The organism is Streptomyces saintjeani, assembly GCF_055409605.1.
The window spans coordinates 4,161,517-4,182,338 of sequence record NZ_CP189624.1 but is presented as its reverse complement, the minus strand read 5'-3'; the positions used below and the strand labels follow the sequence as shown (position 1 = coordinate 4,182,338).

The following is a 20,822-nucleotide window of genomic DNA, read 5'->3' as shown; positions in this document are numbered from 1 at the left end:
TACGCCCCCGTAAGACCTGAGCGGTACGGTCTCCTCACGCCGATGAGGAGAGTGAACGTGAGTAACTTCGTGCGGCCCGCGACCGAGGGCGCCGACCCCTTCGGCACCGCCCGGCTGCGACGCGGGGTCCTGGACGCCTGGGCGACCAGTCCCGCCCGCTTCCGGGAGGACGCGAACGCCGAGGAGGACCTCGTACTCGGGGGTTACCGCGATCGGCTGATCGTCGAGCTGGCCCAGAACGCCGCCGACGCCGCCGCCCGCGCGGGCGTACCGGGACGACTCCGGCTCACTCTCAGGGAGGGCGTACTCGTCGCGGCCAACACCGGCGCCCCCTTGGACGCCGCCGGAGTCGAGTCGCTCTCGACGCTCAGGGCCTCGGCGAAACGCGACACCCCGTCCATCGGCCGCTTCGGCGTCGGCTTCGCGGCGGTCCTGTCCGTCACCGACGAGCCGGCGGTCGTCGGCAGGCACGGCGGCGTGCGCTGGTCCCTCGCCGAGGCCCGCGAACTCGCCGCCGACACGGCCCGCCACAGCCCCGGCCTGGGCGACGAGGTACGCCGCCGCGACGGCCACGTACCCGTACTACGCCTGCCGTACGCCGCCGAGGGCACCGCCCCCGACACGTACGACACGGCCGTCATCCTCCCCCTGCGGGACACGGCGGCGGCCGACCTCGCCGAGCGCCTGCTCGACGCCGTGGACGACAGCCTGCTGCTGACCCTCGCGGGGCTGGAGGAGGTCGTCGTCGAGGTCGGGGACGACGCCCGCACCCTGTGGCGCCGCACCGACGGTCACCTCACGGTCGTAGAGGACTCCCGCGACGGTACGACGACCTGGCGCACCCTCTCCGCGCACGGCGAGACCGCGCCGGACCTCCTCGTGGACCGCCCGGTGGAGGAGCGCCTGCGCCCGCACTGGTCGTTGACGTGGGCAGTCCCGGTGGATACCGGAGGACTACCGGTACGACCCCGGACCGCCCCCGTCCTGCACGCCCCCACCCCCAGCGACGAGCCCCTCGGCGTCCCCGCCCTCCTCATCGCCTCGTTCCCCCTCGACACCACCCGCCGCCACGCCGCCCCCGGCCCCCTGACCGACTTCCTGGTCCAGCGCGCGGCCGACACGTACGCCGAACTCCTCGCGGGCTGGCGCCCCGTGGACACCGGCATCATCGACCTGGTCCCGGGCCCGCTCGGCAAGGGCGAACTGGACGGCGCGCTCCGCCAGGCCGTGCTGGAGCGGCTGCCGCGCACCGCGTTCCTGCCGCCCGCCGCGCGACAGGGCGACCGGCCCGGCGAGACGGCGGGCCCGGCCTTCGGCGTCGCTGGGGATCTGTACGCCGGAAGCGCCACGGGCGCCACTGGCTCCGAGGTACTACCCCTGGCGGGGTACGACTCGGGAGCCAACTCCGAAGTACTAACCCTCCCGGGGGACGACCTGGGAGCTAACTCCGAGGTACTACCCCTCGCGGCCGACGACCCAGGAGCTATCCCCGAAGCCCTCCGCCCCCGCGACGCCGAGGTCGTCGAGGGCGCGGGCGCCGACACCGTCCAGGTCCTCGCCGAAGTCCTCCCCACCCTCCTCCCCGCCGGACTGGAGCGCCGCGTCGAACTGCGCACCCTCGGCGTCACCCGGGTCCCCCTCGCGGATGTCGTCGACCGGCTCGCCGGGCTGGAGAAGGACCCGGACTGGTGGTACCGGCTGTACGACAGCCTCGCGGGCACCGACCCCGACCGGCTCTCGGGCCTGCCCGTCCCCCTCGCCGACGGCCGCACCGCCATCGGCCCCCGCCAGATCCTCCTCCCCCTCCCCGACACGGCGACCGGCACCGACCCGGAGGTCCTCGCCCGCCTCGGCCTCAAGGTCGCCCACGAGGACGCCGCGCACCCTCTCCTGGAGAAGCTCGGCGCGCTCCCGGCGACCCCGCGCGCCGTCCTGACGACTCCCCAGGTCCGCGCGGCCGTCGCCGCCTCCCTGGACGACGACGGCGGCGCGTGGGACGAAGACGCCCCGGACGCCGAGGAGTTGGCGGACACCGTGCTCGCCCTCGTCCGCGAGGCGGGCCTCGAACCCGGCGACGAACCCTGGCTCGGTGCCCTCGCCCTGCCCGACGAGGACGGCGAACTCGTGCCCGCCGGTGAACTCGTCCTCCCCGGCAGCCCGTTCGCCTCCGTGATCCGCGAGGACGAACTCGCCGAGGTCGACCACGAGTTGGCCGACAAGTGGGGCGAACAGCCCCTCACCGCCTGCGGCGTGCTCGCCAACTTCGCCCTCGTCCGCGCCACCGACGTCGTCCTCGACCCCGACGAACTGGAGCCCCGCGAGGGCGACTTCGCCGAACCCGACGACGCGGGCCTGCTGGACGCCGTGGACGTCTGGGCCGAGGACGTCCTGGACCGTTTCCCCGACTCGCCGGTCCCCCCGGTCGCGACGGAACTCGTCGCCGTCCGTGACCTGGACCTCGTGGACGACGACAAGTGGCCCCAGGCGCTGGCCCTGCTGGCGCAGCCGCCGCTGCGCGACGCCCTGGTCCAGCCGCTGCGCATCCTGCTGCCCGACGGCACCCACGAGGTCGTACGGCCGTACACCGCCTGGTGGTTGAGGGGTCACCCGGTCCTCGACGGCCGCCGCCCGGCGGGCCTGCTCGCGGCGGGCGGCGACCCGCTGCTGCGCGGGCTGTACGACGAGGCCGACGCGACCGGCTTCGACGACGAACAGGTCCTGCGCGCCCTGGGAGTCAGGACGTCCGTGTCCGCGCTCCTCGAAGAGCCCGGCGGCGGCGCCGAACTCCTGGAGCGGCTCGCCGACCCGGACCGCGAGGTCACCCCGTCCCAACTCCATGGCCTCTACGGGGCCCTGGCCGACCTCGACCCCGAACAGGTCACGCTCCCGGACGACTTGAGGGCCGTTGTCGACGGTTCGGTGGACGTCGTGGACGCGGCCGACGCCGTCGTCGTCGACTCCCCGGACCTCCTCCCCTTCACCGACGGCACCCCCTTGCTGCCCGTACGCCCCACCAGGGCCGCCGAGTTGGCGGAACTCTTCCAGGTGCGCCGCCTCAGCGAGTCCGTCACCGGTGAGGTCGACTCCGAGGGCGCCGAGCACGACGTACCCGACTCCGTGGCCCTGCTCCTCGGCTCCCGTACCCCCAAGTCGTATGTGGAACACGACGAGTTGATCGTCGACGGCGTCGAGATCGACTGGCGGCTCACCGACGACGGCGTGCTCCACGCATCGACTCTCGAAGGCGTCGCCGCCGGGCTCGCGTGGGCGGCGGGGCAGTGGCCGCGGCGGTTCGAGGTGGCGGCGCTGCTGGAGGACCCGTCCAGGACGGGGGAGCTGGCGCGGGACCGCTGGTTCGACTGAGGGGTGGACCCGTAGCTCTTGAGAGGGACCGGGCTGTTCAGGGCAAAGGTTTCACCAAATGCCCTTACGTCCGTACAACTGTTCCCAAGAGCTACGGGTCTCACGCCGTGAGTCAACAGACTCCCTGAACATTCATCCCACTGGGGAACGCACATGCGCATACGCGCCACTGCCACCGCTGCCGTCGTCCTGGGCACCGTGGCTCTCTCGGCCCTCGCCGTTCCGACCGCGCAGGCCGCTCCGGCCGCCGGTCCCAAGGTGACCTTCTCGAACGTCAAGATCGCGAAGACGCTCGTGGCCGGCACCTCCCGGGCCTCCTTCCCCGTCACGTACACCGTGACCAAGCCGGCGGGCCTGAGCGCGAAGTCGTTCCAGAGCGGTCCGGCGATCTACCGCGGGGCGACGATCGCCAAGCCGTCGGACCTCTTCGTCAGCGAGAACCCCGGCACCTGCAAGGCCGTCTCCGCGACGGTCCTGAACTGCACGGCCGCCCTGGTCCTGAACGTCACCGACAACGACCTCGTCAACTCCGAGTCCGGTGCCTGGAAGGTCGGCGGCCTCGCCATCGACTCCAAGGAGAACCTGACCTGGCAGAGCGACCTCGGCTCCACCAAGCTCCTGCGTCAGGCCAAGCTCACCACCGACGCCACCCCCGAGCCGGTGAAGAAGGGTGGCACCATCACCGTCAAGGGCACCCTCACCCGCGCCAACTGGGAGACCAACAAGTACGCCGGTTACGGCGCGCAGACGGTCCAGCTCCAGTACAAGAAGGCCGGCGCCAAGACCTGGACGACCGTCAAGTCCGTCAAGACCACGGCCAAGGGCACCCTGAGCACCACGGTCAAGGCCACGGCCGACGGGTACTACCGGTACAACTTCGTAGCTACGTCGACGACGGGCGCGGTCGCCTCGGCGGCCGACTACGTAGACGTCCGCTGACCTCAGGTATTACCCCTCCAGAGGGACAGAAGAGCGCGGCACCCGGAAACAGGTGCCGCGCTCTCCTCGCTCAGGGCCTACTCCGCGAACCGCCGGTCCACCCACCGCCACGCGACCTCCAGCACCGCCGACGCCGCCACGGCGATCCCCACCGCGATCCACGGCATCGTCGTCCCCACCAGCTTCAGCGCGAAGAAGTGCTGCAACCACGGCACGGCGAGCACGACGAGGAACGACAGCCCCATCGTCGCGACGAGCAGCACCCGCCACCACGTGTACGGCCGCGCCACGATCGCCAGCACCCACATCGACACGAGGAACAGCGTCAGCGTCGCCGCACTGGTCTCCGCGTCCAACGCGTCGGCCCCCGTGTAATAGTGACGGGCGATCAGATACGACGTGAAGGTGGCCACCGCCGCGATCACCCCGCCGGGGATCGAGTACCGCATCACGCGCCGTACGAAGTGGGGCCGCGCCCGCTCCTTGTTGGGAGCAAGGGCGAGGAAGAACGCGGGAATTCCGATGGTCAGCGTGGACAGCAGGGTCAAGTGCCGTGGCAGGAAGGGGTATTCGACCTGCCAGCACACCACCAGCAGCGCGAGCAGCACCGAGTACACGGTCTTGACGAGGAACAGCGTCGCCACGCGGGTGATGTTCCCGATGACCCGGCGCCCCTCGGCGACGACCGAAGGCAGCGTCGCGAAGCTGTTGTTGAGGAGCACGATCTGCGCGACGGCCCGCGTCGCCTCGGACCCGGAGCCCATCGAGACGCCGATGTCCGCGTCCTTGAGCGCGAGGACGTCGTTCACGCCGTCACCGGTCATCGCGACGGTGTGGCCCCGGGACTGGAGCGCGGCGACCATCTCCCGCTTCTGCTGCGGAGTGACCCGCCCGAACACCGTGCCCTCGTCGAGCGCCTTGGCCATCTCCTCCTGGCCGGAAGGGAGTTGGCGCGCGTCCACGGCCTTCCCCGACAGGCCCAGCTTCCCGGCGACCGCGCCGACGGACACCGCGTTGTCCCCGGAGATGACCTTCGCCTGGACGTTCTGGTCGGCGAAGTACCGCAGGGTCTCCGCCGCGTCGGGCCGCAGCCGCTGCTCCAGCACGACGAGGGCGACCGGTTCGACACCCGCGGCGACCTCGGGATCGCCCAGATCACGGGCCGTACGCGCCAACAGCAGGACGCGCAGGCCCTGTTCGTTGAGCCGCTCGGTCTCCGCGAGGGCGGGGGCGCCCGCGCTCAGCAGCACGTCCGGCGCCCCCAGCAGCCAGGTGCTCGACTCCCCGTCGGCCTGACTGAAGCGCGCGCCGCTGTACTTGCGGGCCGAGGAGAAGGGCAGCGACTCGGTGCAGCGCCAGTCCTCAGCGTCGGGGTAGGCGTCGATCACCGCTTGCAGCGAGGCGTTGGGGCGCGGGTCCGACTCACCCAGGGCGCCCAGGACTTGGCGTACGTACGACTCGTCGCGGCCGTCCAGGACGCGCAGTTCGGTGACGTCCATGCCGCCCTCGGTGAGGGTGCCGGTCTTGTCGAGGCAGACCGTGTCGACGCGGGCGAGGCCCTCGATCGCGGGCAACTCCTGGACCAGGCACTGCTGTCGGCCCAGCCGGATGACGCCGATCGCGAAGGCGACCGAGGTGAGCAAGACCAGGCCCTCGGGGACCATCGGGACGATGCCGCCGATCGTCCGGGCGACGGAGTCCTTGAAGTCGTTCTCCTTGACGACGAGTTGGGTGATGACGAGGCCGATCGCGGCCGGAATCATCATCCACGTCACGTACTTGAGGATCGTCGAGATACCGGTGCGCAGCTCGGAGTGGACCAGCGTGAACCGCGATGCCTCCTCGGCGAGTTGAGCGGCGTACGCCTCGCGGCCCACCTTCGTCGCGCGGAACGCGCCGCCGCCCGCGACCACGAAACTCCCCGACATCACCTGGTCGCCGGGGCGTTTGACGACCGGGTCCGCCTCGCCGGTCAGCAGCGACTCGTCGATCTCCAGGCCGTCGGCCTCGACGCAGGCGCCGTCCACGACGATCTTGTCACCGGGACCGATCTCTATCAGGTCGTCCAGCACGATCTCCGAGGTGCCGACCTCGACGGCCGTCCCGTCCCGCCGTACCGTCGGCCGCGCCTCGCCGATCACCGCGAGGGAGTCCAGGGTCTGCTTGGCCCGCCACTCCTGGATGATGCCGATCCCGGTGTTCGCGAGGATCACGAACCCGAACAGCCCGTCCTGGATCGGCGCCACGACCAGGGTGATCACCCACAGCACACCGATGATCGCGTTGAACCGGGTGAAGACGTTCGCCCGGACGATCTCCCCGAACGTACGACTGCTGCGGACCGGGACGTCGTTGACCTCGCCGCGCGCGACGCGCTCCGCGACCTCGGCGGTGGTCAGTCCGGACGCCGGGAGCGCCGGGGCGGCTGGTACGGCGTCAGCCGCATCGGTGTGGGCCATGCCCACGACGGTACGTGCCGATCGCCCCGTTCACCCGCTGAAGATGCCGAAGATCCGACTCGGGTAGGAGGCGTGTAGTGCCCTGGTTGTAGGGGGTGTCACCTACGGGGGTACTACGGGGATGACGGGGACGACCCCCGTCATCCCCGTACTACTCGGGAGCCACCGCCGACGCCTCCTCCGACTCCTTCAGCGCCGCGTCCCGCTTGATCGCCGCGTCCCTGCGCCGGACGAACCAGATGCCGAACAGGCCGAGACCGGTGCCCGCGAGGCAGGTCCACACCCACCAGAGGTGGCCGTGCTCGTCGTACCACCCGTAGAACGGGAGCTGTCCGAGGAAGAGGACGAACCACAGGATCGTGCCGCCGGTGATGGTCGCGACCACGGGGCCCTCCAGGGGCTCCGGCGCCTCGTGCTGGGGTGTCCACTTCGCCATGGGCCTTAGCTTACGAGGCGATTACATCTACGCGCGGAGATGGTTGTTTCCGTCGTCATATGTTCATACTGAAACCGATTACACGTGACCGCTTCTCTTCGTAGGAACCACCAAACGATGCCTACCCCGACCCTCGGCGCCCTCGACCGCTACTTCAGGATCTCCGAACGCGGCAGCACGCTGTCCCGGGAGGTTCGAGGTGGTTTCGCCACTTTCTTCGCGATGGCGTACATCATCGTGCTCAATCCGATCATTCTCGGAAGCGCGAAGGACATGTACGGACACCAGCTGGACAACGGCCAGCTCGTCACCGCGACCTGCCTCACCGCCGCTTTCACGACACTGCTGATGGGCGTCATCGGCAACGTGCCGATCGCGCTCGCCGCGGGCCTCGGCGTCAACTCCGTCGTCGCGCTCCAGCTCGCGCCGCGGATGTCCTGGCCGGACGCGATGGGGATGGTCGTCCTCGCCGGTCTGATCGTCATGCTGCTGGTCGCGACCGGACTGCGCGAGCGGGTCATGAACGCGGTGCCGTTCGGGCTGCGCAAGGCGATCTCGATCGGTATCGGCCTGTTCATCATGCTGATCGGGCTCGTCGACTCCGGGTTCGTCACCCGTATCCCCGACGTCGCCCAGACGACCGTGCCGCTCCAGCTCGGCACCGGCGGTCACCTCCTGGGGTGGCCGGTCCTGGTCTTCGTGCTCGGCGCGCTGCTCACCCTCGCCCTCATCGTCCGCAAGGTGCCGGGCGCGATCCTCATCTCCATCGTCGCCATGACCGTACTCGCGATGATCATCGAGGCGGTCGTACACGTGCAGTCCTGGGGTCTGACGACCCCGAAGTGGCCCGGTAACCCCGTAGCCACCCCCGACTTCGGGCTGATCGGCAAGGTCAGCCTGTTCGGTGGGTTCAGCGAGGTCGGTGTGCTGACCGGCATCCTGTTCGTCTTCACCGTCCTGCTGTCCTGCTTCTTCGACGCCATGGGCACGATCATGGGTGTCTCGGACGAGGCGAAGCTGACCGACGCGTCCGGTCAGATGCCGGGGATCAACAAGGTCCTGTTCGTGGACGGCATCGCCGTCGCCGCCGGTGGCGCGTCCTCCTCCTCGGCCACCACCTGCTTCGTCGAGTCCACCGCCGGGGTCGGCGAGGGCGCGCGGACCGGCTTCGCGAACGTCGTCACCGGCGCGCTCTTCGCCGTCGCGCTGTTCCTCACGCCGGTCGCGACCATGGTCCCGTCGCAGGCCGCGACCCCGGCACTGCTCGCGGTCGGGTTCCTGATCCTGGCGGGCTCGGTGAAGGAGATCGACTGGGCCGACCACACCATCGCGATCCCGGCCTTCATCACGATGGTGATGATGCCGTTCACCTACTCCATCACCAACGGCATCGGCATGGGCTTCATCGCCTTCGCCGTCCTGCGCCTGGCCGCGGGGCGGGGGCGGGAGGTACCGGTGGCCATGTACGTGGTGTCGGCGGTGTTCGCGTTCTACTACCTGATGCCGGCGCTGGGTCTCACCTGAGAGGTACCCGGGGACTACCTGAGGGGTATCCCGGGGACTACCTGAGGGGTAACGCCCTCAGGTGAGCCCGTAGAACTTCTCTGTCTCCTCGACGGCGGCCTGGAACCGCTCGTCGAAGTCATCGCGAACGAGCGTCCGGACGACATAGTCCTGGACGCTCATTCCTCTTTTGGCGGCGTGCTGCCGGAGCCGTTCGAGCAGTTCGTGGTCTATTCGCAGGCTGAGCACTGTGGTCCCCATGAGTACGAGGGTCGCCGGATGGTTCGGGGTGATGGGAGGGCTTCTGGGGCCCTGTCACCCGTATGAGTGAAAAAGTGCTGTGAGGGCGCCCAGTGGTGGGTATCACGGGCGGATCGGCGCGTTCCGGCTGGTATTTAGCCAGGGTAATGAGTTAGGCTAAGAAACATGCCGGACCTCACCCACGACGACGATGCCGCCGCCGTGAACGACCTCAGATCAGCCGTGATGCGGCTCTCCCGCAGGCTGAAACACCAGCGGGTGGACGAGTCGCTGAGCCCGACCGAGATGTCGGTGCTCGGGACGCTGTTCCGCTGCGGCAGCGCCACCCCCGGCGAGCTGGCGCGCAAGGAGCACGTCCAGCCGCCCTCCATGACCCGCATCGTGGCGCTCCTGGAGGCCAAGGGGCTGGTCAGCCTGGAGCCGCACCCCGAGGACCGGCGCCAGAAAGTGGTCAGCCAGACCGAGCAGGCCGAATCCATGCTGGAGCAGAGCCGCCGCAAGCGGAACGCGTTCCTGGCCGGTCTGGCGGAAGAGCTCGACGACGACGAGTGGGCGAAGCTGAAGGCCGCCGCCCCCGTGCTGGAGAAGCTCGCACATCTGTAGGCAGACACAAGGAGGCGACCGCTTTGAGTTCGGGACCCGGAGCAGATTCCGCACCCGCGCCGATCCGTACGACCCCGGAGGGACCGCCGGGGGATACCCGTAGTACCCGTCATACCCGTAGTACTTCCGAGGGACCGGAGCTCTCCGCGGACCCCGTGGAACCGGCCCGCAGGTCCTCGATGTTCAGCTCGCTGAAGGTCCGCAACTACCGCCTCTTCTTCCTCGGCCAGGTCGTCTCCAACATCGGCACCTGGATGCAGCGCATCGCCCAGGACTGGCTCGTCCTCAGCCTCACCGGCTCCGCGACCGCCGTCGGCGTCACCACCGCGCTCCAGTTCCTGCCGATGCTGCTGTTCGGGCTGTACGGCGGCGTCCTCGTCGACCGCTTCCCCAAGCGCCCGACCCTGCTGATCACACAGACGTCGATGGGCGTCGCCGGCGTCGCGCTCGCCGCCCTGACCCTCTCCGGACACGTCCAGGTGTGGCACGTCTACGTCGCCGCCTTCGCCGTAGGACTCGCGACCGTCGTCGACAACCCCGCGCGCCAGTCCTTCGTCTCCGAGATGGTCGGCCCGGACCAGTTGCAGAACGCGGTCAGCCTGAACTCCGCGAACTTCCAGTCCGCGCGGCTCGTCGGACCCGCCGTCGCCGGTCTGATGATCACCGGGGTCGGCACCGGCTGGGCGTTCCTCTTCAACGGGCTGTCCTTCGTCGCCCCGATCGCCGGACTGCTGCTCATGCGCGGGCGCGAGCTGCACGCCGTCGAGCGCGCGCCGCGCGGCAAGGGGCAGTTGCGCGAAGGGCTGCACTACGTCGCCGGGCGGCCCGAGCTGATCTGGACGATCGCGCTGGTCGGGTTCATCGGCACGTTCGGGTTCAACTTCCCCGTCTACCTCTCCGCCTTCGCCGACGACGTCTTCCACGCGGGCGCCGGGTCCTACAGCCTCTTCAACACGCTGATGGCCGTCGGGTCGCTCGCGGGCGCGCTGCTCGCCGCGCGGCGGGGGACCTCGCGGACGCGGGTGCTGATCGGGGCGGCGGTCGCCTTCGGCGCGGTCGAGCTGGCCGCCGCGTTCGCGCCCTCGCTGTGGCTGTTCGCGCTGTTCATGGTGCCGATCGGGATGTTCGGCATGACCGTCAACGTCACGGCGAACACGGGGATCCAGCTGTCCACCGATCCCGCTATGCGGGGGCGCGTCATGGCCCTCTACATGATGGTCTTCCTCGGCGGCTCGCCGGTGGGCGCGCCGATCGCCGGGTGGATCACCGACGCGTACGGGGTGCGGGCCGGGCTCGCCGTCGGGGGCGCGATCTCGCTGCTGGCCGCCGTCGCGATCGGGCTCGTGCTGACACGTGTGGGGGGGTTCCGGCTGTCGTTCGGGTGGCACGGGGGGCATCCGCGGGTGCGGTTCGTGCCACGGGGGTCGGCGGGGGAAGAGGCCGGGGTCGAGGCGGGGTTGGCTCGGGCGGCGTAGCTCTGGGGCGGTACGGGGGTGGGGGTACCGAGGTAGTGGTACGGGGGTAGGGGTACGGCGCGGTCTGGGCTCGGGTGGGTCCGGGGCGCGCCGTATCCGTATGTGCGGGGAGGGGTACGGGGCGTGGCTCTGGAGGGGGATGGGGGGCGTGGCTCTGAGGGGGTAGCTCTGGAGGGGTAGCTCTGGAGGGGTACGGGGTCAGACCCGGCGTTCCAGGAGTTGTCCCGGCCAGCTGTCGTTCACGGTGAACGCGTGGGTCGGGGTGAAGCCGTTGGCCTCGTAGTAGGCGACCAGTCCTCGGTCGTCGCCCGCGTAGCAGTCGACGCGCAGGAGGGACACGCCGGCCGCGCGGGTCGTGAGGGCGGCGTGGGTGAGGAGAGCGCTGCCGATGCCGTGGCCCTTGAAGCGGCGGTCCGAGGCGAGCCAGTGGATGTAGCGCTCGGGTTCGCCGGGGGAGGGGAGGTGGGCGAGGTAGGCGCCGGGGGCGTCGGTGAGGGTGAGGGTCGCGGCGGGGATGCCGTCCGCCTCCGCGATGTACGTCGTGCCCTCGTCCATGTACCGGGTCACAGACTCCACCGTCTTCGGGTTCTCCGAGAGCGGCTTGGACCCCCACTGGCCGGTACGGCCCTGCGCCGCCAGCCACTCCACGGCGCTGTCGAGCATGGTGAGGATGACGGGTATGTCGTCCGGGGTGCCTTCTCTGATCGTGATCTCCATGCCGACCATCATGCCGGGCGGCACAATCCCGGTATGAGACTCTTCGCCGCCGTCCTACCGCCGGAGCGGGTTCGTGCCGAACTCGACGCCGTGGTGGGTGAGTTGCGCACGCTGCCCGGCGCGGACGCGCTGCGCTGGACCGGGCGGGAGGGGTGGCACCTCACCCTCGCGTTCTACGGGGACGTGGACGACGACGTCGTACCGGAACTGTCGGCGCGGCTGGAGCGCGCCGCTGGTCGCACCGAGCCCTTCGAACTCGCCGTGCGCGGGGGCGGGCAGTTCGGGCAGGGGCGGGTGGTGTGGGCCGGGGCGGCGGGGGAGGTCGCGGCACTGCGGCTGCTCGCGGACCGGGCGGAGGCGGCGGGGCGCAAGGCCGGGGTGGAGATGGGGGAGCACCGGCGGTACAAGGCGCATCTGACGCTGGCACGGAGCCGGGAGGGGGTGGCCGCGGAGGCGTACGTCGAGGCGCTGGACCGGTTTTCCGGGCGGGGGTGGCGAGTCGGGGAGCTGGCGCTGGTGCGGAGTGAGCTGCCGAGGTCGGGGGTGGCGGGGGAGAGGCCGCGCTATGAGGTGGTCGGTCGGTGGGGGCTCGGCGGGGCCGGTTAGGCTCGGTGGCGTGGATCCTAAGACCCGGAACCGGATCATGGCCGGTGCGCTTGTGTTGATGTTCGCGGTGGTGGCGGTGGCGGCGGCTGTGGGGAGGTAGGTCTCGGGTGGGGGTACCCGAGAGGTAGCTCCCCGGTACGGGGTACCGAGGGCGTACCTCTCAGGTACGGGGTACGTGCGGGGTAGCTCCCAGGTACGGGGTACCGGAGGCGTCCCCCTCGGGTACGGGGTACCGGAGGGGTAGCTCTCAGGTACTGCCCTCTACCAGGCGAACGCCTCCGGCGACGGGCCCGGTCCCGGGAACACCTCGTCCAACCCGGCCAGCAGCTCCTCGCTCAGCTCCAGCTCCACCGCGCGGATCGCCGACTCCAGCTGCCCGGCCGTACGCGGGCCGACGATCGGGCCGGTCACGCCGGGACGCGTGAGGAGCCAGGCCAGGGCGGTCTCGCCGGGGTCGACCCCGTGCTTGTCGAGCAGATCCTCGTACGCCTGGATCTTGGCCCGGACACTCGCGTCGGCGATCGAGTCGGCGGCGCGGCCCGAGGCGCGACGGCCGCCCTGGACCTCCTTCTTGAGGATGCCGCCGAGGAGCCCGCCGTGCAGCGGGGACCAGGGGATCACGCCCACCCCGTACTCCTCCGCCGCGGGTATGACCTCCATCTCGGCGCGCCGCTCGTACAGGTTGTAGAGGCACTGCTCGCTGACCAGCCCGTACGAACCGCGGCGTGCGGCGGCCTCGTTGGCCTGGGCGATCTTGTAGCCGGGGAAGTTGGAGGAACCGGCGTACAGGATCTTGCCCTGCTGGATCAGGACGTCGACGGCCTGCCAGATCTCCTCGAAGGGGGTCAGACGGTCGATGTGGTGGAACTGGTAGAGGTCGATGTGGTCGGTCTGGAGCCGCTTGAGCGACGCGTCGACCGCGCGGCGGATGTTCACCGCGGAGAGCTTGTCGTGGTTGGGCCAGGCGTCGCCGTCGGCGGCCATGTTGCCGTACACCTTGGTCGCGAGGACGACCTTGTCGCGGCGGGCGGCGCCACCGGCCGCGAACCAGTTGCCGATGATCTCCTCGGTGTGGCCCTTGTTCTCGCCCCAGCCGTAGACGTTCGCCGTGTCGAAGAAGTTGATGCCGGCGTCCAGCGCCGCGTCCATGATCGCGTGGCTGTCGGCCTCGTCTGTCTGCGGACCGAAGTTCATCGTGCCGAGCACCAGTCGGCTGACCTTGAGTCCCGTGCGTCCGAGCTGTGTGTACTTCATGGTCCTCAAGCCAACGACTTGGAGTGGACTCGACGCAAGCGACTTCAGGGGTGGGAGGAAGGTCATACCGGGGAGGGACGATACCTGCGAGTGCTATCTAGAAGTTAGCGCTTCCCTGTGGTTAGGATCAGGGTCGAGGGGTGAGGTTGAAAGTTCAAGCTGACCCCTACCTGAGAGCCATGCCTCTGGAAGGAAACTCCGTGTCCCCCACCACGTCCGCCCGTCGGGTGCTCGCCGCGGTCCTCGCGGCCGGTGCCCTGACGGTCACCGCCGCCACCGTTCCCGCCGTCGCGGTGCCGTACGACCGGCCCGGTCACGTGTCCGTCGACTCGCCGCTGCGTCTCGCGTACCAGAAGGACGTCGCCGTCCGGGTCCTCAAGGGGGTCTTCGAGCGGGGTGACGGGGCCGTCGTCGACCGGTACGTCCGCGCCGACTACATCCAGCACAACCCGTTCGCGCCCGACGGTGCCGCGACGCTGAAGAACCTCGGCACGTCCATCCACCAGCAGTTCCCCGACGCGAAGTACGACGTCAAGAGGGTCATCTCCGAAGGCGACTTGGTCGTCGTCCACTCCAACGTCGTCATGGTGCCCGGGAGTTCGGGGAGCGCCGTCTTCGACATCTTCCGGTTCCAGGGCGGGAAGATCGCCGAACACTGGGACACCGGGCAGAACGTTCCCGACACGACCGCCAACGGCAACGACATGTTCTCCACGGTGAGTTGGCCTCGTACCCAGCAGCCCGGGCCGGCGTGGCTGACGTCGTACAACAAGAAGCTCGTGGTGAAGGCGTTCGACCAGTTGATCGTGCGGAAGGACGTCGGCGCGATCGACCGGTACTGGAGCACCGGCTACCAGCAGCACAACCCGAACATCCCCAACGGGGCCGCCGGCGCCAAGGCCGGGCTCGGCGCGTACTTCGCCCAGTTCCCCCAGCTGAAGGTCGAGCCCAAGCGGGTCATCGCCGAGGGCGACCTCGTCGCCGTCCACAGCCACTACGTCCCGGCGCCCGGTCAGCGGGGTCAGGCGATCGTGGACCTGTTCCGGGTGCGGGGCGGGAAGATCGTCGAGCACTGGGACGTCATCCAGGACGTGCCGGAGACTTCGGCGAACGACAACACGATGTTCTAGGACGGGAGCCGGGGACTCCGGGGGTAGTACCGGAGTCCCTGAGAGCTAGTGTGCTGCGTCAGGCAACGTTCGCCCCGTCGCGACGCCCGGCACGCACTCTCGCCGCACCGGCCGAAAGCCCACGTACGTCCAGTACGAGGACTTCCGGCCGGCACGCCGAGAGCACGCACCGGACGCCGCTCCTTGACGGGCAAACGTCGCCTGAAACGGCACTAGTCCCGGGGGAACCCGTCGGTCTTGAGGACCAGGTCGATGACGGTGCCGGTCAGGTCGACGTCGCACAAATGTGCTTGCGGCCACCACCTCGACGCCGCCTACCGTGCCGTCATGGGGACGACTGGAGAGTGGCGGAGCGGCATCGTGCTGGGGCGTAGGGAAGCGGAGTTGTTGTGTGAGGTCGTCAAGGAGGGGGAGTTGCTCGGGGTTTATCTGCATGGGTCGGCCGTGTTGGGTGGGCTTCGGCCGCACAGTGACATCGATGTGCTCGGGGTGGTGCGGCGGTCCTTGAGTGAGCGTCAGAGGCGTGTGCTCGTCGATGAGTTGCTGGCCCTGTCCGGGCAACACGGGTATCGGTACGTCGAGTTGACCGTCGTTGTACAGAGGGACGTGCGTCCCTGGCGGTTTCCGCCCGTCTGCGATTTTCTCTACGGGGACTGGCTGCGGGGGGAGTTCGAGGCCGGGGTGCTGCCCGTGCCGGAGGTCAGCGCCGATCTGGCGCCCGTGCTGACCATGGTCCTTCAGGGGGACGCGCCGCTGCTCGGCAGCCCGCCTCCGGCCGCTCTCCTCGACCCCGTCCCGCACGCCGATCTTCTGCGCGGGATCACCGCGGGCGTCCCGGACCTCATGGCCGACCTGGAGCACGACACCCGGAACGTCCTGCTGACCCTCGCCCGTATCTGGATGACCCTCGGTACGGGGGTCGTAGGCGCCAAGGACGAGGCGGCCCGGTGGGCGGAGGCGAGGCTGGCGAGGGAGCACCGGGCCGTGCTGGCGCGGGCTCGCGCGGCGTACCTGGGGGAGGGCCAGGAACCGGGGGACGGAGCGAGGGGATGCGCCGAGGCGATGGCCGAGGTCATCGAGGGGTACGGTCCCCCGTAGGTACTACCCGGGGACTACCCCTCCTCGTAGGGCCCGCCCAGCCCCCACCCCTGATACATCGCCTCCGCGAACGCCTCCGCCAGCTTGTGCTCGCCGCTCGCGTTGGGATGCGTCCCGTCGTACGTATCCGTGTGGATGTCGTACCTGGGAGGGATGGAGGCGAGGAGCAGCGGTGACCCCGGCTCGTCGAGGTCGGCGACCGTCTTCGCGAGGAGTTCGTTGAAGAGGCTGACCTGTTCGGCGAACGCGGGGTCCGCGGTGGCGCGGACGTTGGGGATGACGGGAAGGACGACGGCACGGACGCGGGGGCGCGCGGCGCGGGCCGCGGCGATGAACTCCCGTGCGTTTTCCGCCGTTTGCTCCGCGTTCGTATAGAAACCCAGGTCGATGAGGCCGAGGGAGACGAGCAGCACATCCGCGCGTCCGGCACGCACCGCGTCGCCGATCAGCGGAACCATGTGCTGCCACCCCTCACCCCACCCGGCGAGGTGCCCGCGCGGGAAGTCGGGTTCGGCGTACGCGTATGAGACCGGAGAGTCAGCTCCCTGGTCGTACAACGTCTCGCGCGGCCCGACCAGCGTGAACGGGCCGCCGTACGTGGCGCACAGATGCCGCCAGAGCCGGTACCGCCACGTGTGGTCGCCCGCGCTGCCGATCGTCATGGAGTCACCGACGGGCATGAACCTGAGCATCCGCTCATGATGGACGATCGCCGCCCCGGCCGGGGTGTGAGTCCCGACACCTCGCGTGTCGCGCCGCGCGGGGTGGCAGGCTGGGGACATGCGCCGACCGTTCGCCGTCCTCGCCGGGTTCCTGCTCGTGGGGGCCCTCGCCGTACCCGCGTCCGCCGCCGACGACGGCGGGTTCACCATCAAGGACCCGCGGATCAAGGAGTCCAGCGGCCTCGCCGCCTCGCGCCGGCACCCGGGCGTCTACTGGACGCACAACGACAGCGGTTACGGCCCGCAGATCTACGCCGTCGACAGCGCCACCGGCGAGACGGTCGCCACGGTCACGCTGCGCGGCGTCGGCACCCCGCGCGACGTCGAGGCGATCTCCATCGGCCCCGACAACCAGATCTACGTGGGCGACATCGGCGACAACTTCAACGGCCGCTGGCCCTACCTGTGGATCTACCGGCTCCCTGAACCGGTAGTACTCAAGGACCAGACGGTCAAGGCGACCCAGTACATCGTCAAGTACGCGGACGGCGGGCGCGACGCCGAGTCGATGATGGTCCACCCCAAGACCGGCCGGGTGTACATCATCGACAAGAAGGAGGACGGCGGCCACCTGTACGAGGGCCCCGCCCGACTCACCGCGTCCGGCGACAACATCTTCAAGCCCGTGGCCCCGGTGGACCTCTGGGCCACCGACGCCGCGTTCTCCCCGGACGGCCGGCAGCTGGTAGTGCGCGGGTACTTCGGAGGTATCACCTACGACTGGAACGGCGGCAGGATCAAGAAGACCGGCCGCCTCGACGTCCCCCTCCAGCGCCAGGGCGAGTCCGTCACCTACTCCGCCGACGGCAAGAAGCTGCTGTACGGCAGCGAGGGCGCGGAGAGCGGCGTGGTCGCCCGGGACGCCCCCGGCGCCGACAAGTCCTCGCCCTCCAAGGGAAGTTCGACCACCTCCGGCTCCGGTTCCCCGAGCGACGGCGACTCCGGCGGCGGGGTCACCAAGGGCGCGATCGCCATCGCCGTCGTCTGCGCGGCGGTGTTCGGGCTACGGCGACTGCTGCGCCGCAGCTGAGTCACTCCCCGGCGCGCTCTCGGCGCCGCGCCGGGCGACGAGCGCTTCGAGGCCGTCCAGGATGCGCTGGAGCCCGAAGCCGAAGTGGTCGAAGGAGGAGGTCCAGGTGCCGGCGTCGAGAGAGGCGAGCACCGGGAACCGGCCCGACTCCATCACCCTGGAGAGGTACGGGGACTGCGCCTCGTAGAACTCGGACGTCGTCATACCCGAGGTGCGCTCGGCCTCCTGGTAGTACACCTGGGTGCGCGCCGCACCGACGACGTACCCCTCGACCGCCATGACCGCCGACACCAGCTCGGTATCGGTGAGCCCCATCGGCCGGATCCGCGCGAGCACCTTCTCCATGCCGTCCATCGTGCTCGGCCCGAGCAGGGGGCGGGAGCGGCTGGCGGGTAGTACCCAGGGGTGACGGTGGTAGAGGCCGAGCATGGAGTGGGCCATGACCTCCAGGGCCGCCCGCCAGGAGCCGTCGCCGAGGTCGCCGGGGTCCTGTGAGACCCGGTTCACCCGGTCCAGCATCAGCTCGACCAGCTCCGACTTGCCGGGGACGTAGCGGTAGAGCGACATCGCTCCCGTGCCGAGTTCGGCCGCGACCCGGCGCATCGACACCGCGTCCAGGCCCTCCCGGTCGGCGATCTCGACGGCGGCCTCGACGATCCGGTCCAGGGTGAGCGTCGGCCTCGGGCCGCGCGCGGGGCGGCGGGCGCCCTCCCAGAGGAGTTCGAGCGTGCGCGTGATCTGGTCCCGGCAGTGCTGGGCCTGGTCCTGGCTGCTCGTCATGGGAGCAGTCTAGTTCCGGGGCGAAAAACCGAGTACGGTGTACGCGAAATCGGGTACGGTGTACTCGGTTATCGGGTGGGGATAGGACCCGAGAGCTACCACCTGAGGGCTACCTATTGAGAGCTACGACCTCAGAGCTACCGCCCGAGGGCTACCACCTCAGAGTTACGACCACGGAGTTAGGGGACCCCATGGAGTACGCCGTCCGCGCCGAGGCATTACGCAAGAGCTACGCCGGAAAATCCGCCCTCGACGGCTTCGACCTGGCCGTCCGCGCAGGCACGGTCCACGGGCTGCTCGGCCCGAACGGAGCCGGCAACCCGATTACGGGCCTGAGGGCCCTTATCGTTGCAGAGCTGTGACCAGGGTAAAGAGTCGCTCTGGCGTCGGCTCCTTACCTACTCGGCGTCAAGCAGTACCTTCAGGCTCGGACTCCTGAATCCCATGCACCTCGTTGTTGGAGGCCAGAGGGAACAGTTGATGCAGCTCTTTCAAGGACTCCGCAAGCTTCTGGTCATCCTCCAAGAGCTTGCGACTGGCCATCCAACGCCCTTGTACCTGGTCACCGTTCGTGAGAGTCACGCGGACGCTCACCCATTGGCGTTCTACAGTCGTGATGAACGGCCGTCGGATCTGCCAGCGGACGCCGCCGAACGCAACGACCTCCATGCCAGGGTCTGTTTCTACGAACTCGGCACTCAAAGGGAGGACGTGACGCGTCCCTTCCAACAGCGATCGATGCTTGAACTTCAGCGGATGTCTGCTGAGTACGTGGACTTCTTGGATCTTGGCTTCCGTAGGACTCAGGTTCTTCACATGCACGTGGAAACCGTTCTGAAAGTCACCCACTTCGATCTCGCCCAGAGGCTTGGTAACCCCCACCTGCTCCCACTTCAGAGAGACACGAATGCGGGGGCGTTGGCGACGGTATGTCATGGCGGAGACGATCATGTTGGTCCCCGTGAAGATCGCACTGGCGGACGCAGTGATGATTGCGATGACTGACAGACCCATAGGTCCTAAGTCTGCCTGCTCCGAGGCCATGAGTCGGCCCCCTCTGCGGCAGAGCGCGGAGGGGGCCGTTCCTGCCCCGGTATGGGGGTACGGGGCAGGGGCTAGGGGTGGGTGATCCGGGCGACGAACGAGAGGACGACGACCGCCCACACGGTCATGAGGGCAGCCGTGAAGGTGACCGACTCCAGGCGCCTACGCCGCTTCCGGCGGGACATCACGCGTCGCCCCCCTTCCGCCGTTCCGGGCACGTGGCGAACGGCAACCAGTGCCCCTCCAAGGGGACCTGGTGGGTGTGGACGCTGATCGTGCCGGACTCGAAGCGCCAGCCCTCGGGGGTGCCGACAGCGGCGTTCACCACGTCCGGGTTCTGCGGGCCGATGGGCAGGCAGTCACGGAGACTGACCAGCATGTTCGGCACGTCCCGCCCGGTGAGGGTGCCGTTTTCGACCGTGCGGCCGTTCTCTGTGACCGTCCAGCACACGCGGAACCAACGCGCCCTGGTCTCAAGGGAGTTGACCGTCATGACGCCCCCTTCGGCCCCGTCGCGGTGTGCCGGTGGCACTGGCACGCGCAGATCAGGTAGCGAACTCCGGGGACGTCGGACTCGCGCGGGACACCGTCCCGGCAGCGGTCGTGTGTGCCGACCGCGCAGTTCAGGGACCGGTACGGGGGTTCGGGTGCCGTGATGATCGGGCCACGGGTCATCGGGCATCACCCGCGTTGTGGCAGGGGCAGGTACAGCGACGGATCAGCACGATGTCCGGGGCGGTCGGCGTGGGGAGGTCCTCGGTCCGCCTGCACGTGGTGTGCAGATGGGGCACGTCGAATTCGTACGCGACGGCACACGCCGACGACATCGATTCCGTGTCCAGGTTCTTCGGGAACGTCACCGTGTCTCACCCCCGCGCTTGGCGTTGAGGTAGGTGTCCCACAGCCTCTGTCCGGTCGCGCACTTGTCGGTGGCGTAGCAGTCGGCGCACTTGTGGGCGTGCTCGAACCACCGGCCGTAGGCGTTCAGCATCGCGTCTCTGGTCTGTCCCGAACCGTTCATCGGGCACCCCCGGCGGGGGTGTGGATGTTCCGGGTGTCGAGATCGAGGCGGAAGTCAGCCGCCATCACCAGGACCCGGCGCCGCTTCCACTGGCGCGCACGCTCCCGTGCGGTCCAGTAGGGCCGGACGCGGGAACGGTTCCAGGTCGGGTTGGGGGTGGCGACCAGGCGGACGAGATCGTTCACGTTCCCGCAGGTCACAGAGGTTCGGTTTGCCGTCGGCGCCTTCCGGCGCCGTCCGGTGGCGGGAAGCAGGCGGGCCAGAACCCCGAGGATCAGGGCCAGCCCGAGCCAGTGCAGCGCTACCGCGCTACGCTCGGCCATGTTCATCAACTCCACTTCAGTTGGTGGACCACGCCCCCGGACGTTCGCCGCGTCGCGG

The 20,822-nt window shown here is 69.5% G+C and carries 21 protein-coding genes and 1 pseudogene; 10 read left to right on the top strand and 12 right to left on the bottom strand.

Features of this window, described 5'->3' with window-relative positions; translation table 11 throughout:
• The first annotated feature begins 57 nt into the window (after window positions 1-57).
• Together ACQCO7_RS18820 and ACQCO7_RS18815 are read left to right on the top strand one after the other, a co-directional pair.
• Window positions 58-3,363, top strand: a complete 3,306-nt coding sequence (locus ACQCO7_RS18820; RefSeq protein WP_464072948.1) for a sacsin N-terminal ATP-binding-like domain-containing protein — start codon at window positions 58-60, stop codon at window positions 3,361-3,363.
• Window positions 3,364-3,516: 153 nt separating this feature from the next.
• Window positions 3,517-4,302: a hypothetical protein gene (locus ACQCO7_RS18815; protein WP_464072947.1), complete on the top strand. Its 786-nt coding sequence runs from the start codon at window positions 3,517-3,519 to the stop codon at window positions 4,300-4,302.
• 77 nt (window positions 4,303-4,379) lie between these two features.
• On the opposite strand, the gene ACQCO7_RS18810 is transcribed toward ACQCO7_RS18815, so the two are convergent.
• Both ACQCO7_RS18810 and ACQCO7_RS18805 read right to left on the bottom strand, forming a co-directional pair.
• Window positions 4,380-6,761, bottom strand: coding sequence for a cation-translocating P-type ATPase (locus ACQCO7_RS18810; protein WP_464072946.1), 2,382 nt, complete (start codon window positions 6,759-6,761; stop codon window positions 4,380-4,382).
• A 151-nt stretch (window positions 6,762-6,912) separates the two neighbouring features.
• On the bottom strand, window positions 6,913-7,197 hold the full coding sequence (locus ACQCO7_RS18805) for a DUF2530 domain-containing protein (RefSeq protein ID WP_464072945.1): 285 nt from the start codon (window positions 7,195-7,197) through the stop codon (window positions 6,913-6,915).
• 117 nt (window positions 7,198-7,314) lie between these two features.
• Between ACQCO7_RS18805 and ACQCO7_RS18800 the strand changes: the two genes are divergently transcribed.
• The gene (locus tag ACQCO7_RS18800; protein WP_464072944.1) at window positions 7,315-8,721 is read left to right on the top strand and encodes an NCS2 family permease; all 1,407 of its coding nucleotides are present in this window, start codon (window positions 7,315-7,317) and stop codon (window positions 8,719-8,721) included.
• Between the two features lie 57 nt (window positions 8,722-8,778).
• Here ACQCO7_RS18800 and ACQCO7_RS18795 read toward each other — a convergent pair whose 3' ends face one another.
• On the bottom strand, window positions 8,779-8,961 hold the full coding sequence (locus ACQCO7_RS18795; RefSeq protein ID WP_029183504.1) for a ribbon-helix-helix protein, CopG family: 183 nt from the start codon (window positions 8,959-8,961) through the stop codon (window positions 8,779-8,781).
• A gap of 165 nt (window positions 8,962-9,126) precedes the next feature.
• Here ACQCO7_RS18795 and ACQCO7_RS18790 point away from each other — a divergent pair, with 165 nt between their 5' ends.
• Both ACQCO7_RS18790 and ACQCO7_RS18785 read left to right on the top strand, forming a co-directional pair.
• A complete protein-coding gene (locus ACQCO7_RS18790; RefSeq protein WP_464072943.1) occupies window positions 9,127-9,564 on the top strand; it encodes a MarR family winged helix-turn-helix transcriptional regulator in 438 nt (145 codons plus the stop codon).
• A 179-nt stretch (window positions 9,565-9,743) separates the two neighbouring features.
• The gene (locus ACQCO7_RS18785; RefSeq protein ID WP_464072942.1) at window positions 9,744-11,039 is read left to right on the top strand and encodes an MFS transporter; all 1,296 of its coding nucleotides are present in this window, start codon (window positions 9,744-9,746) and stop codon (window positions 11,037-11,039) included.
• A gap of 198 nt (window positions 11,040-11,237) precedes the next feature.
• Here the strand turns inward: ACQCO7_RS18785 and ACQCO7_RS18780 are convergent, their stop codons facing one another.
• Window positions 11,238-11,756, bottom strand: coding sequence for a GNAT family N-acetyltransferase (locus ACQCO7_RS18780; protein WP_464072941.1), 519 nt, complete (start codon window positions 11,754-11,756; stop codon window positions 11,238-11,240).
• Window positions 11,757-11,789: 33 nt separating this feature from the next.
• On the opposite strand from ACQCO7_RS18780, the gene thpR reads away from it, so the two are divergent.
• Window positions 11,790-12,362 carry an RNA 2',3'-cyclic phosphodiesterase gene (thpR, locus tag ACQCO7_RS18775; protein WP_464072940.1) on the top strand — a complete coding sequence of 191 codons (573 nt, stop codon included), beginning with the start codon at window positions 11,790-11,792 and terminating at the stop codon, window positions 12,360-12,362.
• A gap of 261 nt (window positions 12,363-12,623) precedes the next feature.
• On the opposite strand, the gene ACQCO7_RS18770 is transcribed toward thpR, so the two are convergent.
• Window positions 12,624-13,616, bottom strand: a complete 993-nt coding sequence (locus ACQCO7_RS18770) for an aldo/keto reductase (protein ID WP_464072939.1) — start codon at window positions 13,614-13,616, stop codon at window positions 12,624-12,626.
• A 200-nt stretch (window positions 13,617-13,816) separates the two neighbouring features.
• Here ACQCO7_RS18770 and ACQCO7_RS18765 point away from each other — a divergent pair, with 200 nt between their 5' ends.
• Window positions 13,817-14,746, top strand: coding sequence for a nuclear transport factor 2 family protein (locus tag ACQCO7_RS18765; protein ID WP_464072938.1), 930 nt, complete (start codon window positions 13,817-13,819; stop codon window positions 14,744-14,746).
• Window positions 14,747-15,073: 327 nt separating this feature from the next.
• A complete protein-coding gene (locus ACQCO7_RS18760; protein ID WP_464072937.1) occupies window positions 15,074-15,844 on the top strand; it encodes an aminoglycoside adenylyltransferase domain-containing protein in 771 nt (256 codons plus the stop codon).
• Window positions 15,845-15,858: 14 nt separating this feature from the next.
• On the opposite strand, the gene ACQCO7_RS18755 is transcribed toward ACQCO7_RS18760, so the two are convergent.
• A complete protein-coding gene (locus ACQCO7_RS18755; RefSeq protein WP_464077238.1) occupies window positions 15,859-16,536 on the bottom strand; it encodes a GDSL-type esterase/lipase family protein in 678 nt (225 codons plus the stop codon).
• Between the two features lie 88 nt (window positions 16,537-16,624).
• Here ACQCO7_RS18755 and ACQCO7_RS18750 point away from each other — a divergent pair, with 88 nt between their 5' ends.
• Complete coding sequence (locus ACQCO7_RS18750; protein ID WP_464072936.1) at window positions 16,625-17,596, top strand: WD40 repeat domain-containing protein; 972 nt, start codon at window positions 16,625-16,627, stop codon at window positions 17,594-17,596.
• Here the strand turns inward: ACQCO7_RS18750 and ACQCO7_RS18745 are convergent.
• The gene (locus ACQCO7_RS18745; RefSeq protein WP_464072935.1) at window positions 17,570-18,376 is read right to left on the bottom strand and encodes a TetR/AcrR family transcriptional regulator; all 807 of its coding nucleotides are present in this window, start codon (window positions 18,374-18,376) and stop codon (window positions 17,570-17,572) included. The genes ACQCO7_RS18750 and ACQCO7_RS18745 overlap by 27 nt on opposite strands.
• Before the next feature lie 191 nt (window positions 18,377-18,567).
• On the opposite strand from ACQCO7_RS18745, the pseudogene ACQCO7_RS18740 reads away from it, so the two are divergent.
• A pseudogene (locus ACQCO7_RS18740) lies at window positions 18,568-18,720 on the top strand (daunorubicin/doxorubicin resistance ABC transporter ATP-binding protein DrrA); the annotation flags it as partial.
• 64 nt (window positions 18,721-18,784) lie between these two features.
• Here the strand turns inward: ACQCO7_RS18740 and ACQCO7_RS18735 are convergent.
• From ACQCO7_RS18735 to ACQCO7_RS18715, 5 genes are all read right to left on the bottom strand, one after another.
• Window positions 18,785-19,420 carry a hypothetical protein gene (locus ACQCO7_RS18735; protein ID WP_464072934.1) on the bottom strand — a complete coding sequence of 212 codons (636 nt, stop codon included), beginning with the start codon at window positions 19,418-19,420 and terminating at the stop codon, window positions 18,785-18,787.
• Between the two features lie 184 nt (window positions 19,421-19,604).
• Entirely contained in the window at window positions 19,605-19,913 is a 309-nt protein-coding gene (locus ACQCO7_RS18730) for a hypothetical protein (protein ID WP_464072933.1), read from the bottom strand.
• Window positions 19,910-20,095 (bottom strand): hypothetical protein, encoded by a 186-nt coding sequence (locus ACQCO7_RS18725; protein ID WP_464072932.1) that lies wholly within the window; start codon window positions 20,093-20,095, stop codon window positions 19,910-19,912. The genes ACQCO7_RS18730 and ACQCO7_RS18725 overlap by 4 nt, the downstream gene beginning before the upstream one ends.
• A 181-nt stretch (window positions 20,096-20,276) precedes the next feature.
• A complete protein-coding gene (locus tag ACQCO7_RS18720; protein ID WP_464072931.1) occupies window positions 20,277-20,441 on the bottom strand; it encodes a hypothetical protein in 165 nt (54 codons plus the stop codon).
• Window positions 20,438-20,764: a hypothetical protein gene (locus ACQCO7_RS18715; RefSeq protein WP_464072930.1), complete on the bottom strand. Its 327-nt coding sequence runs from the start codon at window positions 20,762-20,764 to the stop codon at window positions 20,438-20,440. Before ACQCO7_RS18715 ends, ACQCO7_RS18720 begins: the two co-directional genes overlap by 4 nt.
• Window positions 20,765-20,822: the final 58 nt, after the last annotated feature.